The following is a 15,061-nucleotide window of genomic DNA, read 5'->3' as shown; positions in this document are numbered from 1 at the left end:
TGGCCCGGCCACGCCGTCGGAGTGTCAGCCCAACCGGGCGATGGTTACCATCCGCACCAGTTCGGAAAGAGTCTTTGCCTGCATCTTCAGCATGACGTTTGCGCGGTAGACTTCCACCGTGCGGGCACTGATCCCAAGATCATAGGCTATCGCCTTGTTCGCTTCCCCGGAAACCAGCCCGTCCATCACTTCCCGCTCGCGCGTGGAAAGCGTTGCAATCCGCTGGTTGGCGCGGTCGCGTTCGACCTGAAGCTCGTCCCGGTCTGCATGCCGGGCCAGCGCCGCGCGGATGGCGACCAGCATCGTATCGTCGCCGAAAGGTTTTTCGATGAAGTCGGAAACTCCGGCATGCATCGCCTGAACCGCCAGCGGCACATCGGCGTGACCGGTGATCACGATCACCGGCACCCCCGCGCCGCGGCGCTTCAGTTCATCGGCCAGCTCGATGCCGTTCATGCCGGGCATTCGCACATCGGTGACCACGCAGCCATTTTCCAGTGGCGGGTCGGCTTTCAGGAACGCATCGGCGGAAGCAAAACTGCGCACGCGCAGCCCGGCGCAGTCGATCAGGAACTCCAGCGAATGACGCGCGCCCTCATCGTCGTCGATTACATAGACGATCGGTTCATCCGCATCGTTACTCGCCATCAAACAACTCCTCTTTCCCCAGGCGCTGCACGGTGAAGGCGAACAGCGCTCCCCCGCCTTCGTTCGCTTCGGCCCGAATGCGGCCGCCGTGCGCTTCCACTATGGTGCGGGATATCGACAGGCCGACCCCCATGCCGGTGCGCTTGGTGGTGATGAACGGCTGGAACAGCTGTTCGGCCACATCCGGGCTGATGCCCGGGCCGCTGTCGGCGACAGTGACTTGCGCCATGTCACCTTCCACCGGATCGATCCGGATCCAAAGCTCGCGCCGGGGGATGTCCGCGGCGGTCATCGCATCGACCGCATTGCGGACGAGGTTCACCACCACCTGCTGGATCTGCACCTTGTCCACCAGCACCAGATCGACTTCGGGGCTGAGGGCATATTGCACGTTTATCCCGTGCTCCCTTGCCCCCACCAGAGCAAGCGCACTGGCTTCCTCGATGATCTTCGGCAGGCTTTCCACGGCACGCTCGGTCTCGCCCCGCGCCACGAAATCGCGCAGGCGGCGGATGATGTCTCCGGCGCGCAAGGCTTCCTTTCCGGCACGCTCCACCGCCTCGGCCACCTTGGCATGCGGCACCTCGTCGCGCTCCAGCAGGATGCGGCTACCTTTCAGGTAATTGGCGATGGCGGAAAGCGGCTGGTTAAGCTCATGCGCCAGAGCCGAGGCCATTTCCCCCAGCGCGGTGAGCCGGGAGACGTGTACCAGGTCCCCTTGCAGTTCCTGCAGGCGCGCTTCCGTCTGCTGCCGTTCGGTCAGGTCGCGAATGAAGCCGGTGAAGTAGCGGATGCCGCCCATCCGCATCTCGCCCACCGCCAGTTCCATCGGGAAGGTCGAGCCGTCGCGCCGCTGCCCGACTACGACGCGCCCGGTGCCGATGATCCGCCGCTCCCCGGTGCGGTAGTAGCGATCGAGGTAGGAATCGTGCGCCTCGCGGTAGGGGGACGGCATCAGCATTGCGACGTTCTGCCCCTGCACTTCGGCCGCGCTCCAGCCGAACAAGCGCTCTGCCGCCGGGCTGAAATCGTGCATCAGCCCCTTCTCGTCGATCACCACCATCGCGTCCGGCACGGTTTCCAGGATCGAGCGCAGATGCGCCTCGCGCTGGGCCAGCCCGGCGTTCACTCGCTCTGCCTCGGCCCGGGCGCGCTGGAACCACTCCCCGCCAAGGGCGATGGCGAACCCGATCGCGATGAAGGCCAGCGCGGCGATCACGCTGCCCGAGACGATCGGCCCTGCCAGCCAGTCGCACAGAAGCCCCGCGCCCGCGCCTGCGATGCTTGCCAGGAAGCCGGCCCGCAGTCCCGAGAAAGCGCCGGCGACGACGACGCCGGGTACGAAGAAGATGAAGGTCGCGCGCTGGCCCAGCTGCTCCGCGAAGCCGAGGCGGACCGCCGCGCCCAGGCCGATCACCAGCGCAGCAAGCGCCAGCGAGCCGGCGAGGCCAAGCCGGGGCAGCGCCGCGCGGCCCGCTTCGGCGGTTTCGTGCGCGCTCACTCTACAGGCCTCCCCCTCGCCCGTGCGGCTACCTCCGGGACAGCCCTTAGGGGATGGATGATAGGGACAAGATCCAAGTGTTCCAGCTCCCGCGGCAAGCCTAAATCGCCTTTCGACAGCGGCGTTCGCGTGAACGCGCCGGCAAAAGGACCAGAGTAGCCATGCAAGCCCCTTTCATCGACCTTGGCGTTCATCACAAGCCCCGCGGGCTGTCCGATAACGTGGCGTTCGCCTTCACCAAGGCGCTGCGCTGGTGCGCCGATACGTTCTTCGCCGAGCGCTATGGCCATCGCGCCGTTGTACTGGAAACCGTCGCCGCCGTACCGGGCATGGTCGGCGCGACGATCAATCACCTCGCCTGCCTGCGCCGGATGTGCGACGACAAGGGGTGGATCAAGACGCTCATGGACGAAGCCGAGAATGAGCGCATGCACCTGATGACGTTCATCGAGATCTCCAAGCCGACCTTGTTCGAACGCGCGGTGATCATTGGCGTGCAGTGGGTGTTCTACCTGTTCTTCTTCGCTCTTTACCTGATCAGCTCGAAAACGGCCCACCGCGTGGTCGGCTATTTCGAGGAAGAGGCGGTGATCAGCTACACGCACTATCTGGCCGAGATCGACGAAGGGCGCAGCCCCAACGTTCCCGCACCGCAGATCGCCAAGGATTACTGGGGTCTGCCGAGCGAGGCAACGCTGCGCGACGTGGTGCTGGTGGTGCGGGCGGATGAGGCCCATCACCGTGACGTGAACCACGGCTACGCCAACGAACTTGGCGGACTTCCCACAGGCGAGGTCGCCCCGTGCCCGCCGCACGCCGCTCTGGAACCCACCTGGAAGCAGGCGGCCTGATGCAACGGTGGCCGGCGGGAAACTGCCGGCCACATCGTTTCGAGACTCCCGCCATGGCCCACCCGCCTTGCATTTTCGTCTATGAACGCGATCGATCGGTTCTCGCTTCCCTTGATTTCGCGCTGGCGCTTCAAGGGTTCGCGGTGGCCGACGGAGCGGCCGGGGACGCAGACCCTCGGGGCGCCGCCTGCCTGATCATCGAACACCGCCTTGGTTCGGGCGACGGGCTAGGTTTGCTGGCGCAGTTGCGGGCGAACGGATGCAGCGCGCCGGCCATTCTCCTGTCGACCAATCCAAGCCGGGAGCTCCGCAACCAGATTGCTGCCGCTGGTGCCCTCCTGATCGAGAAGCCGCTGCTGTGCGACGAGCTGACCCGCGCGATCCGCACCCTGATCCAACAAAACAAGGCTGCCTGACATGACGTCTCCGATCACAGAAGCCGAGATCGCCCGGGTCGTGCCGGCGTTCTACGCGCAGGTTCGCCGCGATCCGATGCTGGGTCCGATCTTCAACAGCGCGATCGGGGACTGGCCGCACCACCTGCAGAAGCTGCAGGCGTTCTGGTCATCCGTCATGCTGGCCAGCGGGCGCTACAAGGGACAACCGATGCCCGCGCACATCCGCCACGCGGCGCAGATTACCCCGGCCGCTTTCGCTCGCTGGCTGGAATTGTGGGGCGAGACGACGGACGCAATGCTCACGCCCGAGGCTGCGGCGGCTATGCAGGAGAAAGCCGCTCGCATTGCGGAAAGCCTCGCGCTCGGCATTCGCTACGATCGCGAACGCCGGGAAAACACCGGTCCGGTCGCGGCCCAGGCGATCTGAACCAGAGGGATATCCACCATGTCCGAGCCGAACCAGACGGATCGAGTGCCACCCGCCGACTGCGTACCCCATGGACTCGAAAGCTATAGCCGCACCCCGACGTTCACGGAGGAAACGGTCCCGGCCGCCCTGCGCCGCGATCATTCGACGAAGGCGGGAAGCTGGGGCCTGATCCGGGTGGAAGAGGGCGCGCTTCGCTATCGCGTGACCGATCCCCGGCGCGTCGCCGCGGAACGCGAACTCAACCCCGACAGTGCACCGGGAGTGGTGGAGCCGACGATCCTCCACCATGTGGAGCCGCTCGGGGTCGTACGCTTCCACGTCGAGTTCTTGCGCCAGCCAGAGGAGCTTGCCGAGCAGGAGAAGCGCAGTCGCGCGAAACCGTGATGTTTCTTTTCACGTGGGGGACTGCAAAGGGCGGCGCATGAATCATCCGGTGCAGTTCATTCCTTCCACGTTTGGTCGCATCATCGCTGCGGACTGGCTGCGCAGTGCAGTCGGCGCGGCATTCGGCATTGTCGCGACCGGTGCGGTTGCGGCCCTTTTTGCGGGCAGTTCCGCAAGCGTGTTCGTCCTGGTGGCGCCGATCGGTGCATCGGCCGTCCTGCTGTTTGCCGTGCCTGCCAGTCCACTGGCGCAGCCGTGGGCGATCCTTGGCGGCAATTTCGTCTCTGCGCTGGTAGGCATCACCGTACTGCAAGCGATAGCGTCACCCGTGCTGGCCGCGGGATTGGCCGTCGGCGCGGCCATCGCCGCGATGTCGTTGCTGCGCTGCCTTCACCCGCCCGGCGGCGCTGTCGCCCTGACGGTGGTTCTGGGCGGTTCGGAGGTCGCGCAGCTTGGCTACCTGTTTGCCCTGGTGCCGGTCTTCCTCAACTCCGCTTTGCTGGCGGGCGCCGCCCTCGTATACAATCGGCTGACTGGCCGCTCCTACCCGCACCGGGCGCATGAGCATCTAGAAGGCGATGTGCCGCATGCGCGCCACGCGCTGGCCGACGAGGACTTCGATGCTGTTCTTACCGGCTACGGCGAAGCGCTCGATATCACGCGCAAGGATCTCGAGAGCCTCTATCTGGAGCTTGTCGCCCGGAAAGAGGAAAAGCGGCGCCAGCGCCCACCTGGCGGAATGAGTCCTTCCTCGCGGCTTGAGCGGCGCGACGCGTAGCCGAGAGTTTCGCTTCGACAGCCGCCGCCGATCCGCTGGCCTTGCTGCGACAGTGAGTGAGTATTCGGACTTGCCCAAGACGCCTGGAGCGGCTCCTGCATCCTAATGACCCAAGCTCTCTGCATACTTGTCGACGCCGACGCCTGTCCGGTGAAGGAAGAAATCTACCGCGTCGCGGCGCGGTACCGCATTCCCGTGACGATCGTCAGCAACAGCCACCTCCGGGTACCGGACGATCCGCTGGTCAGCCGCGTGGTGGTGAGTGACGGCTTCGACGCAGCGGACGACTGGATTGCAGAAGCGGCGAGCGATCGAAGCTTCGTCATCACGGCCGACATCCTGCTGGCGGACCGCTGCCTGAAGAAGGGCGCGACCGTTCTCGCGCCGACCGGAAAACCGTTCACTCCCGGATCAATCGGCGGAGCCATTGCCACACGGGCCATCATGGCCGATTTGCGCGCCGGCGGCGGCGATCAGATCGGCGGCCCGCCCCCCTTTGCGAAGGCGGACCGCTCCCGCTTCCTGCAAGCGCTGGATACTGCAATCGTCCGCCTTGCAAGAGCAGGAGGTCGCTGAACGCAGGTCTCCTCCGTCGGGCCGCAGGAGGATCCTCGCGCCGCTGGTGATCCCGGTGTGGTCGAAATTGAAAGAGCCGAGCGAGCCGTCGCAAGCTTTCCAGCGCAAAGCCGAAGATTCCGCGCTGCCGGCATTCGTGCTCCGGCTCGCGTCCTCCCTAATGCCCTCCGCCGAAACGCAGGCGGACGCCACCGTTGAGCACGAAGCCGTCTGTCGGAGCCCATACGTCGACGGTCCACCTCCCATCGGGAGCGCGAGCGGGCCGGATGAGCGGATCGTATTCGGTTTGCCGGATGCCGAGGATGTTTTCCGCGTTCACGAACAACCGGAGATTCTCCCGGACAGCAATTTCTCCCAGGAACCCGAGCTCGAAGTAGGACGGGCTTCGTGTGCGGTAGGGATTGTCGTCGAGCGACTGTTCGCCCGTGTAGTATACTTCCAGCCCGATCCGTCCCTTGTCGTGGTCTTCCCACATCGCCACCAGGCCGGCGGTGTGCTTCGGCGTAAGTGGGACCGTCCGGCGGCCGCTGCTGCCCGGATCGGGTTCCGAAGCATCGACATAGACGTAGCTCCCGGTCACGACGAAGGCATCCCAGCGGTAACGCAGCAGCAGTTCCGATCCCCGGATGCGCGTTTCACCCGGGACGTTGACCAGCTGCACACGCTCCGCCCGAATGGGATCGAGCCGGACCGAATTTGTCACGTTCGATGCGAACAGCGTGACATTCGCCTCGATCGGCCCGCGCGCATAGCCGACGTCGAGCGCAGCCGTTCGGGCCGTTTCGGCTCTCAGTTCACCCAAAGGCTCCAGCCGCGACAAGCCTGCGGCCTCGATCTCTTCCACGAACGGAGTCGGCGCGTAGAATCCGCGCCCTCCGGAAGCGCGGATCGTCCAGAACCCGGGACGGTAGAGCAGCGAGAGACGCGGGCTGAATTGCGTCCCGTACGCGCTGTGAAAATCCACCCGCGCGCTGCCTGCCAGCGTCAGGTCGATCCCCAATTCCTGCTCCAGTTGCCCGAAGACACCCGGCACCCGGTACGTATAGTCGAACAAGGGGAAGGTCTCGGAACGAAAGCTGTCCACCTGATAGGCAACGCCGCCGACCCATGAAGTGCTTCCCGCGGCTCCCGCCAGCGAGGCTTCGGCGAACAGTGTGCCGTGCTGGTCATCCTCGACCACGCTGCCGAAGCGATGGAGATGATCCTGCGTCATGGCAGAGGCGCGGAAGTGGGCAGTGCCGATGGTTCCGACCGGCTTTTGAGCCACGAGTCCCGCATCCAGCCGGTCCGTTTCCTGTGCCTGGACGAAAGATTCGCCGGCCGGCGTCGTGCGGCCGGGCAAAGTGCCGCCTACTCGTTCTTCCGACATGGCGCCGACTGTCATGAAGGCGGAAGCTCCGTCCGGTCCTTCCCAGAACAGACGGGGACGCACGGTCCAGCGGTCGTAGGCGGGAATGTCGGCCCAACCATCATCGTCGATGTCCTGGCGGCTCTGCTGGTGATAGCCGCCGGTTACGGACCCGCTCACGGTGCCGGTCAGGGGAGCGGCGACATAGGCGGTCGCGTCCTGCCCATCGCGCGTCGTCGCGTTCAGCAGGACTTCGCCCTCGGGTTCCGCGCCCGGGCGGCGGGAGACGAGGTTGATCACCCCGCCGAGAGCCGAAGGACCGTAAAGCGCGGAAGCTGCGCCCTTGATCACTTCCACCTGGCCGAGATCGGTTGGCGGTATCTGCAACAGCCCGAGCGATGAGGCCTGCCCGCCATAAAGCGGCAGCCCATCAGCCAGAAGCTGAGTATAGCGCCCCTCCATCCCCTGCACCCGGATGTTCGCTGCGCCGAGCGCGGGGGACGTGACCTGGACCCGCAAGCCGCCGGTTTCGCTCAGGATCATGGCGATGTTGCCGGGCCGCATCAGGATCTTTTCTTCGATTTCCTCCCGGTTGATCACTTCGACGCGAACGGGTTCGTCCTGCACTCTGCGTCCGGTGCGGGTTGCCTGAACGATGATCTCCTCGCCCTCTTCCTCCTCCGCGGCCTCTACTTCCTCCACCTCCTGCGCACAGGAAAGGGACGGCCACGAGGCAGCGAAGGCCATGATCGGGAAAAGGAGCAGGTGACGGGAAGAAAAGCGCACGTGTGGCCTGATCTCACTGATGGGAAAGGAGCTTGGCCGCCATGCCTCGGCTTTCCCCCCTGCGCAACGGGCGCTCGGTTCAGGCCCGCGCAAGCCGTGAGGGTAGACGAGGCGACGCGTACTGGCTTTCACGTGAAAGGAACCAAGAATGAGGAAAACTCTCGCACTGATCGCGGTTGCGACTGGTCTTGTGGCCACCCCGGCCCTTGCGCAGCAGAGCGGCGCGCCCGGGGGACTTTTTGTCGGGGCGATAGGCGGCTTCCAGGGTCTCGACGTCGAATCCGCAGACGGGTCGGTTACAGCCAACGCCGATTCCGCTGTTTATGGAATCAACGGGGGCTACGATCTCAGTCTCGGCAACGCTTTCGTCGGCGTGGAGGGTGAGTATTCGACCAGCGGAGGATCGGCGACGTTCCCCGACAGCTTCGCAGGCGCGCGCGACGGCCTTGAGGCCAACGGGCAGTACTACGTCGGTGCACGCGCCGGGATGGCGCTGACGCCCGGCATCGCTGCCTACGGCAAGTTCGGCTATACCTCGCTCGACACCGCTGCGTTCACCTCTTCCGGTTCACTTGATGAGCTTGAAGGGAACGCAGGCGGCATCCGCTTCGGCGGCGGACTGCAGGTGCAACTGCCGGGACCGCTGGAAGCGAGGGTGGAGTACCGCCGCTCCCGCTACAAGGACTTGAACGATGGGACGTACGGCGATGCGACGACCGACCAGGTAGTCGCTGGCCTCGGGATGCGGTTCTGAGGCGGATCGCGCCTTTCTGACCGCGCCGTTATCGTCCTAGGCGGATGGACATGAAAAAGGAGCCGGAAGCTTTCGCTTCCGGCTCCTTTTGAGGACAACGTCTCGCGTCGATCAGGTAAAGGCGACAGTGACGCCCGATTCCACGGCTTCGGCCAGCGCTTCGGCGTCCCAGTTCGTCAGGCGGACACACCCGTGGCTGCTCGTCTTTCCGATCAGTTGCGGATCAGGCGATCCGTGGATGCCGTATCCTTCCTTGGAAAGATCGATCCAGGTTCCGCCAACGGGGTTGTTCGGCCCGGCCGCAATGGTCAGCTTCTCATTCGGACCCCAGTCACGCCCTTCGGGGCTGAAGTAGTACTTCGGTTCCGGCGCGACGGCCTCCACCGTCATCGTGCCATCGGGGCTCGGGAATTCGCTGCTGCCGATCGTGGCCGGGAAGCTGGCGAGAACCTGCCCGCCGGACGAAAGGGCGACGACCGCGTTCTCACTCTTGCGGATTTCGATCCGGGCCACGTTACCGGGGATCTGCCCATCGCCCTTGGCGATTACGTTGATCGTCGCGCCTGCATTCGAGAAGTCGACGCCGGGGTTGAGCGCGGTCAGGAAGTCCTGGTCCATGTGAAACTTTTCGGCGAGCAGCTCACGCGGGGACGTGTAGCTCAGCCGGTTCAACTCGGCCTTCTGCTCGAAGCTCGACGGGATGTTGGTGAAAGGCCCGTTCACATCGTCCGATGTGATCGTGTACTGCTGAAACACCTGTTGGCCAGCGTTCTCGACAAGCGACTGGATCAGCTGCTGGTCGATCGCGCCCGAACTGCCGAGACCATTTGCCTGGCGGTAAGCCTGGATCGCGCGGCGTGTGTTGCCGCCCATCAAGCCATCGATAACGCCGGGGGAATGGCGAGTCCGGTCAAGCATCGCCTGAACGGCGATCGTCTGCTTGTCGCGCTTGCCCAGATTGGCGGACGATACGCCCGACGGCAGGCTCACGTTGAGCATGGAGGAGGATTGTTGCGCGCTTGCCGTGGTTGGCATGGCCAACGGGGCACTGAGGGCAACGGCGGAAAGCAAGGTTACAAATTTTTTCATCATGTTCCAAACAGACGAGACACAATTCCGTTCCCGGTCAGTGCGTTACTGGCTGGAACAGATTACTCTTGCTGCTTGAACGGCTCGTCGGCGTGCTTGTTTCAGCATCGGCGAGACTGAAGACTCGCTTTATCAGTTCTTCGATCTGATCATTCCCGGCTGGTTGGCAAGTATTCCGACGACCTCTGTCCAGACGGCGACATTCTGCCGCAGCTGGGCGGGATCCACTTTGTCGAGCGTGTCGTCGGGCGTGTGGTGCAGATCGAAGTAACGAGTTCCGTCCTGGCTCAGGTCGATGATCCCGGCGTTCTGGTTCCGCGCGATCCCGATGTCCGCGCCTCCGGTCGCGACCCCCTCCCCGGAAAGAACGCCGAAGCGCGCGACCGCTTGCGCAAGCCGCTGATGGAGCGCGGGGTTGGCCTTCGCGAAGTTCGTTTCCAGCCGCCAGATGCGGTCTGCCCCGAAGTCGCTTTCCAGCGCTACTGCAACAGGGGCGTTCGCGTGCGCCCTGGCGAAAGCTTCGCCGCCGAACACGCCGACTTCCTCAGCCCCCGCCATCAATACCCGGATCGTCCGGAGCGGCTGACCGGCCGCGGCCACTTGCCGTGCGGCCGCAGCGATGATCCCGCAGCCCGCGCCATCGTCCATCGCGCCGGTCCCGAGATCCCAGCTGTCGATATGGCAGGCAAGCAGCATGGGCGGAAGCGAGGGATCGCGTCCTGTTATATCCGCCACAACATTGCCGGACTGGGCTTCACCGGTCATCCTGGGCGTGAGCACCAGATGCAGGGTCACCGGGCGCCCGCGTGCGCGTTGAAACATCCGCTCCAGATTTTCGGCATCGGGCAGCGACAAGGCGCCGGCGGGGATCGGCGCGACCCCTTCGGCAAAGGTGGTTCCGCCGGTGTGCGGGTTGCGGTGGTAATCGGTGCCGATCGACTTGATCACCGTTGCGACCGCGCCCTTGCTCGCCGCCAGCGAAGGTCCGGTCCAGCGCGCCGGACCGGCAAAGCCGTAGCCCGATCCGTCCTGCGTCGGACGCATTGCGTGGCTGATATAGGCGATCTTGCCGGCAAGGCTGCCTGCAGGCGCCGCTTCGAGCTCCGCATAGCTCATGAACGGCACGACTTCGGCGGTGATGCCTTCAGCCGGAGTGGCCCCGCTGTCCCCCAGCGCCGAAATGACGAGCGGCTGAGGAAACGGCGCGACGACGTGGGCCCGTTCTTCTCCCCTGACCCAGACGGGCAACGTGAACGGCTCTATCCGCACGTTGGCGAACCCGTGGCGGTTCAACCACTCGGCCGCCCAGTCGCGCCCCCGGGCTTCGGCTTCCGTTCCGGCAAGGCGGGGGCCGACTTCGGTCGTCAGCCCTTCGACGAAGTCCCAGGCGAGGGTATCCGTGTGCAACGCTTCGTCGGCCAGCGCGGAAGCTCCCTGCCCCGAAACGCTCTGCGGCGACTGGGCGGCGGCAGCGGCGGAAAGCGAAAGCGCGGCGAGCGCGAGAGGAATCGTCTTCATGGAGGCTACTGCTAGGGGAGCATCATCGGCAAGCCAAGCGTCTTGCCAGGGGTCTTGCCCCCCAAGTGTCTTGCCCGAAGCCGCCCCACCGCCTATCTGCGCGGCAACTTTCCCGATAACAGATTCAGCCGCAAGGACGAGCGATGGCCGCCCAGTACGCATACGTCATGAAGAGCATGACGAAGACCTTCCCCGGCGCGCAGAAGCCGGTGCTCAGCAACATCAACCTGCAGTTCTACCAGGGCTCCAAGATCGGCATCGTTGGTCCGAACGGCGCGGGCAAGTCCACCTTGATGAAGATCATGGCCGGCGTGGACAACGACTACACCGGCGAAGCCTGGCCGGGTGAGAACATCACCGTCGGCTATCTCGAGCAGGAGCCGGAGCTCGATACCACCAAGACCGTGCTCGAAAACGTGAAGGACGGCGCCCGCGAAGTCGCCGACCTGGTGGAGCGGTTCAATGAGATCTCGATGCTGATGGGCGATCCGCCCGAAGATGCCGATTTCGACGCGCTGATGACTGAGATGGGCGAACTGCAGGAAAAGATCGACGCGGTCGACGGCTGGACGCTCGACAACCAGCTCGAGATCGCGATGGAAGCCTTGCGCTGTCCGCCGGGCGATTTCTCGGTCGAAAACCTCTCCGGCGGTGAGAAGCGCCGCGTCGCCCTGACGCGCCTGCTGATCCAGAAGCCATCCATCCTGCTGCTGGACGAACCAACCAACCACCTCGACGCCGAAAGCGTTGAATGGCTGGAAAACCACCTCAAGGAATACGCGGGTGCGGTGCTGATGATCACCCACGATCGCTACTTCCTCGACAACGTGGTCGGCTGGATCCTCGAACTCGACCGCGGGAACTACTTCCCGTATGAAGGCAACTATTCCACCTACCTGGAAAAGAAGTCCAAGCGCCTTGCGCAGGAGGAGCGGGAGGAAAGCGGCCGCCAGCGCTCCCTGCGCGAGGAACTGGAGTGGATCCGGCAGACTCCTGCCGCGCGCCAGACCAAGAGCAAGGCCCGCATCCGCAAGTTCGAACAGCTCCAGGAAGCGCAGAACGACCGGAAGCCCGGCAAGGCCCAGATCGTCATCCAGGTGCCGGAGCGGCTCGGCGGGAAGGTGATCGAAGCGAAGAACATCACCAAGGCTTTTGGCGACAAACTGCTGTTCGAAGATCTCAGCTTCATGCTGCCGCCGGGCGGGATCGTCGGCGTGATCGGACCGAACGGCGCGGGCAAGTCCACGCTGTTCAAGCTCATCACCGGGCAGGAACAGCCGGACAGCGGCACGATCGAGATCGGCGGAACGGTTCGCCTCGGTTTTGTCGACCAGAGTCGCGACCACCTCGACCCGAAGAAGAACGTCTGGGAGGAAGTCTCCGACGGGCTTGATTACATGAAGGTCAACGGCCACGACATGAGCACGCGCGCCTACGTCGGCGCGTTCAACTTCAAGGGCCAGGACCAGCAGAAGAACGTCGGCAAGCTTTCCGGCGGTGAGCGTAACCGCGTGCACATGGCCAAGATGCTCAAGACGGGCGGCAACGTGCTGCTGCTGGACGAACCGACCAACGACCTCGACGTCGAGACGCTGGGCGCGCTGGAAGACGCGATCGAGAACTTCGCCGGCTGCGCCGTGGTCATCAGCCACGATCGCTTCTTCCTCGACCGTCTGGCGACGCACATCCTCGCGTTCGAGGGCAACAGCCACGTCGAATGGTTCGAAGGCAACTTCGAGGCTTACGAGGAAGACAAGCGCCGCCGCCTGGGTGACGCCGCGGACCGGCCGACCGCCCTCGCATACAAGAAGCTGACCCGCTAAACGGTTGGCTTCTTGGTGAATCCTTCGAGACCGGCCTCCGGTTCGGCCGGGCTGGTCTCGATGTGGCTTACCTGCGCGGCGGGTGAGCCTTCCCTCGCCTGTTCGACGAAGCGCCCCACGGCGGCTGCGTCGCCCTGCACGAACGCCTCCACGGTGCCGTCCTTTCGGTTGCGGACCCAACCTGATACGCTGATTTCACGCGCGGCCCTCATGGCCCACGCGCGGTAGAACACCCCCTGCACGCGGCCGTGAATTCGCAAATGGCGGGCGATCATGTGCTTCATTCCCATGTTGAGCGCTATCCGGGAAATCGTTCGGCGATGCGGAGAGGGAGCGTGATGGCCGCTCCCCGGTTTCGCCCCACGGCCGCAGCGTTTCTGTTCACAAACTCCCCGATGAACATGAACGTTCAGGTATGTGCCCGGTTCAGTTAACGGACAGCGGTGATGGCTTATCCAGCTTACATGATGCCGTAACATCTCGGGGCGGCATGTTCGATGGAGACGTTCCGATGCGATTCGGAGAACTGATGAAGAGCGGCGGATTTGCCGCGCTGACCGTGGCGCTGGCCGCAATTGCCCTTCCCGCGCAAGCCGCGGAGCCCCAGCGCGGTTGGGGCAGTTCGGTCCGCGAAGCTGCCAGGGATGACCAGCAGGCCAGCAAACCAGCCCGCGTGATCGATCACCGTCAGCAGCGCTCCCAGCCCAGGCAGACGCGCAACGACGCCCGCGCGGAAGCACGGCAGGCGCAGGGGCGCGATGCCCGTGCCGCCGAAGCGCCGCGTTACCGCCAGGCCGATCGCGGCCAGCAGCGGGATTGGCGGAACTCCGATCGAACCGGCCAGAGCTGGAGCACGGAGCGCAACCGCGCGCAGAACGACCCCAACTGGCGCGACGACGACCGCCGGGGCTCTCGCGATGCCCGGAACGACTATCGCCGGGATCGCGACGGAAGCCGCGACTGGCGGAATGACCGCGGCGACCGCGATGGATACCGCGACTGGCGCAACGACGGCCGGGGCGATCGCTACGACCAGGCCCGCCGGGATTACCGGCAGTGGGACCGCCGCTGGCGCAACAACAACCGCTACGATTGGCAGCGGTATCGCGCGCGCAACCGGGTGACCTTCAGCATCGGCACCTATTACGCGCCCTATCAGAACTACTACTATCGCCCCTTCGGCGTCGGCGGTCATCTGGACTCGCTGTTCTATTCGGACCGGTACTGGATCAACGACCCGTGGCGTTATCGTCTGCCGGATGCCTACGGGCCGTATCGCTGGGTCCGCTACTACGACGACGCGCTGCTGGTTGACGTCTACAATGGCCAGGTGGTGGACGCGATCCGCAACTTCTTCTGGTAAGATAGTCGCTTCAGCCGCCAGACAGAGCCTCCGTCCCACCGGGTCGGAGGCTCTTGCGTCTCGGGCCGAGCGGTGGAAAAGACGGTGCCATGCCGCAGACACTTACCCCTCCTGCCGATGCCGTTCCGGACCGCGACGCCCTTCGCCGCGTCGGGGATCAGGTGCGCAAGCGGCTCGCCGCCAATCCGGCAGTGTACACGATCCCGACCGACAAGGCCGAAATCTATGCCGTGGGGGATTTCCTGTCGCCAGAGGAATGCCGCCGCGTGATCCAGATGGTGGACCGGGTGGCAAGGCCGTCCGCGACGTTCGACCTCGGGTACGAATCGGAATATCGCACGTCGTATTCCGGCGATGTCGATCCGCATGATCCGTTCGTAAGGAAGATCCAGCGGCGGATCGATGATCTGCTGGGGCTGGATTCGGCCCTGGGCGAAACGATCCAGGGCCAGCGCTATCTGCCGGGGCAGCAGTTCAAGGCGCATTACGACTGGTTCGATCCGAAGGGCGACTACTGGCCGGTTCAGTGCACGCACGGCGGGCAGCGCTCCTACACCGCGATGGCTTTCCTCAACGATGTGGAGGAAGGCGGGTCGACCGACTTCACCAAGATCGGCTTGTCGGTCGAGCCGAAGCCCGGCGCACTGCTGCTGTGGAACAACGCGGACGAAAGCGGGGTGCCCAACGAATGGACAATGCACGCCGGTACACCCGTGAAGAAGGGCGTGAAGTACATCATCACGAAGTGGTACCGCACGCGCCCCTGGGGCCGCCCCTGATTACCCAGCCTGATCACCCGGCCTGATCACCCGGC

The 15,061-nt window shown here is 64.7% G+C and carries 16 protein-coding genes; 10 read left to right on the top strand and 6 right to left on the bottom strand.

The window, feature by feature from the left end:
* Positions 1-24 precede the first annotated feature (24 nt).
* Both fixJ and ELY13_RS02295 read right to left on the bottom strand, forming a co-directional pair.
* Complete coding sequence (gene fixJ / locus ELY13_RS02300; protein ID WP_126172284.1) at positions 25-648, bottom strand: response regulator FixJ; 624 nt, start codon at positions 646-648, stop codon at positions 25-27.
* On the bottom strand, positions 638-2,149 hold the full coding sequence (locus tag ELY13_RS02295) for a PAS domain S-box protein (protein ID WP_126172283.1): 1,512 nt from the start codon (positions 2,147-2,149) through the stop codon (positions 638-640). The genes fixJ and ELY13_RS02295 overlap by 11 nt, the downstream gene beginning before the upstream one ends.
* A gap of 161 nt (positions 2,150-2,310) precedes the next feature.
* Here ELY13_RS02295 and ELY13_RS02290 point away from each other — a divergent pair, with 161 nt between their 5' ends.
* The 6 genes from ELY13_RS02290 (at position 2,311) to ELY13_RS02265 (ending at position 5,566) form a co-directional block, all read left to right on the top strand.
* Positions 2,311-3,000 carry an alternative oxidase gene (locus ELY13_RS02290; RefSeq protein WP_126172282.1) on the top strand — a complete coding sequence of 230 codons (690 nt, stop codon included), beginning with the start codon at positions 2,311-2,313 and terminating at the stop codon, positions 2,998-3,000.
* Between the two features lie 53 nt (positions 3,001-3,053).
* Positions 3,054-3,416, top strand: coding sequence for a response regulator (locus ELY13_RS02285; RefSeq protein ID WP_126172281.1), 363 nt, complete (start codon positions 3,054-3,056; stop codon positions 3,414-3,416).
* 1 nt (position 3,417) lies between these two features.
* Complete coding sequence (locus tag ELY13_RS02280; protein ID WP_126172280.1) at positions 3,418-3,825, top strand: group III truncated hemoglobin; 408 nt, start codon at positions 3,418-3,420, stop codon at positions 3,823-3,825.
* Between the two features lie 18 nt (positions 3,826-3,843).
* Positions 3,844-4,212, top strand: coding sequence for a TehB family protein (locus ELY13_RS02275; RefSeq protein WP_126172279.1), 369 nt, complete (start codon positions 3,844-3,846; stop codon positions 4,210-4,212).
* Between the two features lie 37 nt (positions 4,213-4,249).
* Complete coding sequence (locus ELY13_RS02270) at positions 4,250-4,990, top strand: HPP family protein (protein ID WP_164549683.1); 741 nt, start codon at positions 4,250-4,252, stop codon at positions 4,988-4,990.
* A 105-nt stretch (positions 4,991-5,095) separates the two neighbouring features.
* Complete coding sequence (locus tag ELY13_RS02265) at positions 5,096-5,566, top strand: YaiI/YqxD family protein (protein ID WP_126172277.1); 471 nt, start codon at positions 5,096-5,098, stop codon at positions 5,564-5,566.
* A 157-nt stretch (positions 5,567-5,723) separates the two neighbouring features.
* Here ELY13_RS02265 and ELY13_RS02260 read toward each other — a convergent pair whose 3' ends face one another.
* Positions 5,724-7,700 (bottom strand): TonB-dependent receptor plug domain-containing protein, encoded by a 1,977-nt coding sequence (locus ELY13_RS02260; RefSeq protein ID WP_241233507.1) that lies wholly within the window; start codon positions 7,698-7,700, stop codon positions 5,724-5,726.
* A 148-nt stretch (positions 7,701-7,848) separates the two neighbouring features.
* On the opposite strand from ELY13_RS02260, the gene ELY13_RS02255 reads away from it, so the two are divergent.
* Positions 7,849-8,454, top strand: a complete 606-nt coding sequence (locus tag ELY13_RS02255; protein ID WP_126172276.1) for an outer membrane protein — start codon at positions 7,849-7,851, stop codon at positions 8,452-8,454.
* 111 nt (positions 8,455-8,565) lie between these two features.
* Here the strand turns inward: ELY13_RS02255 and ELY13_RS02250 are convergent, their stop codons facing one another.
* Both ELY13_RS02250 and ELY13_RS02245 read right to left on the bottom strand, forming a co-directional pair.
* The gene (locus tag ELY13_RS02250; RefSeq protein WP_241233506.1) at positions 8,566-9,489 is read right to left on the bottom strand and encodes a L,D-transpeptidase family protein; all 924 of its coding nucleotides are present in this window, start codon (positions 9,487-9,489) and stop codon (positions 8,566-8,568) included.
* Positions 9,490-9,675: 186 nt separating this feature from the next.
* Positions 9,676-11,061: a M28 family peptidase gene (locus tag ELY13_RS02245; RefSeq protein ID WP_126172275.1), complete on the bottom strand. Its 1,386-nt coding sequence runs from the start codon at positions 11,059-11,061 to the stop codon at positions 9,676-9,678.
* Positions 11,062-11,204: 143 nt separating this feature from the next.
* On the opposite strand from ELY13_RS02245, the gene ettA reads away from it, so the two are divergent.
* Positions 11,205-12,884, top strand: coding sequence for an energy-dependent translational throttle protein EttA (gene ettA, locus ELY13_RS02240; protein ID WP_126172274.1), 1,680 nt, complete (start codon positions 11,205-11,207; stop codon positions 12,882-12,884).
* Here ettA and ELY13_RS02235 read toward each other — a convergent pair.
* Positions 12,881-13,159 carry an acylphosphatase gene (locus tag ELY13_RS02235; RefSeq protein WP_206435960.1) on the bottom strand — a complete coding sequence of 93 codons (279 nt, stop codon included), beginning with the start codon at positions 13,157-13,159 and terminating at the stop codon, positions 12,881-12,883. The genes ettA and ELY13_RS02235 overlap by 4 nt on opposite strands.
* Before the next feature lie 236 nt (positions 13,160-13,395).
* Here ELY13_RS02235 and ELY13_RS14930 point away from each other — a divergent pair, with 236 nt between their 5' ends.
* Complete coding sequence (locus ELY13_RS14930; RefSeq protein WP_164549681.1) at positions 13,396-14,247, top strand: RcnB family protein; 852 nt, start codon at positions 13,396-13,398, stop codon at positions 14,245-14,247.
* 89 nt (positions 14,248-14,336) lie between these two features.
* Entirely contained in the window at positions 14,337-15,026 is a 690-nt protein-coding gene (locus tag ELY13_RS02220) for a prolyl hydroxylase family protein (RefSeq protein ID WP_126172270.1), read from the top strand.
* Positions 15,027-15,061 lie beyond the last annotated feature (35 nt).

The sequence above is a fragment of the Altericroceibacterium xinjiangense genome, from assembly GCF_003958635.1.
GTDB classification, from domain to species: domain Bacteria; phylum Pseudomonadota; class Alphaproteobacteria; order Sphingomonadales; family Sphingomonadaceae; genus Altericroceibacterium_A; species Altericroceibacterium_A xinjiangense.
Note: the sequence above shows the minus strand (reverse complement) of the source record. Positions and strands in the feature narration are given on the sequence as shown.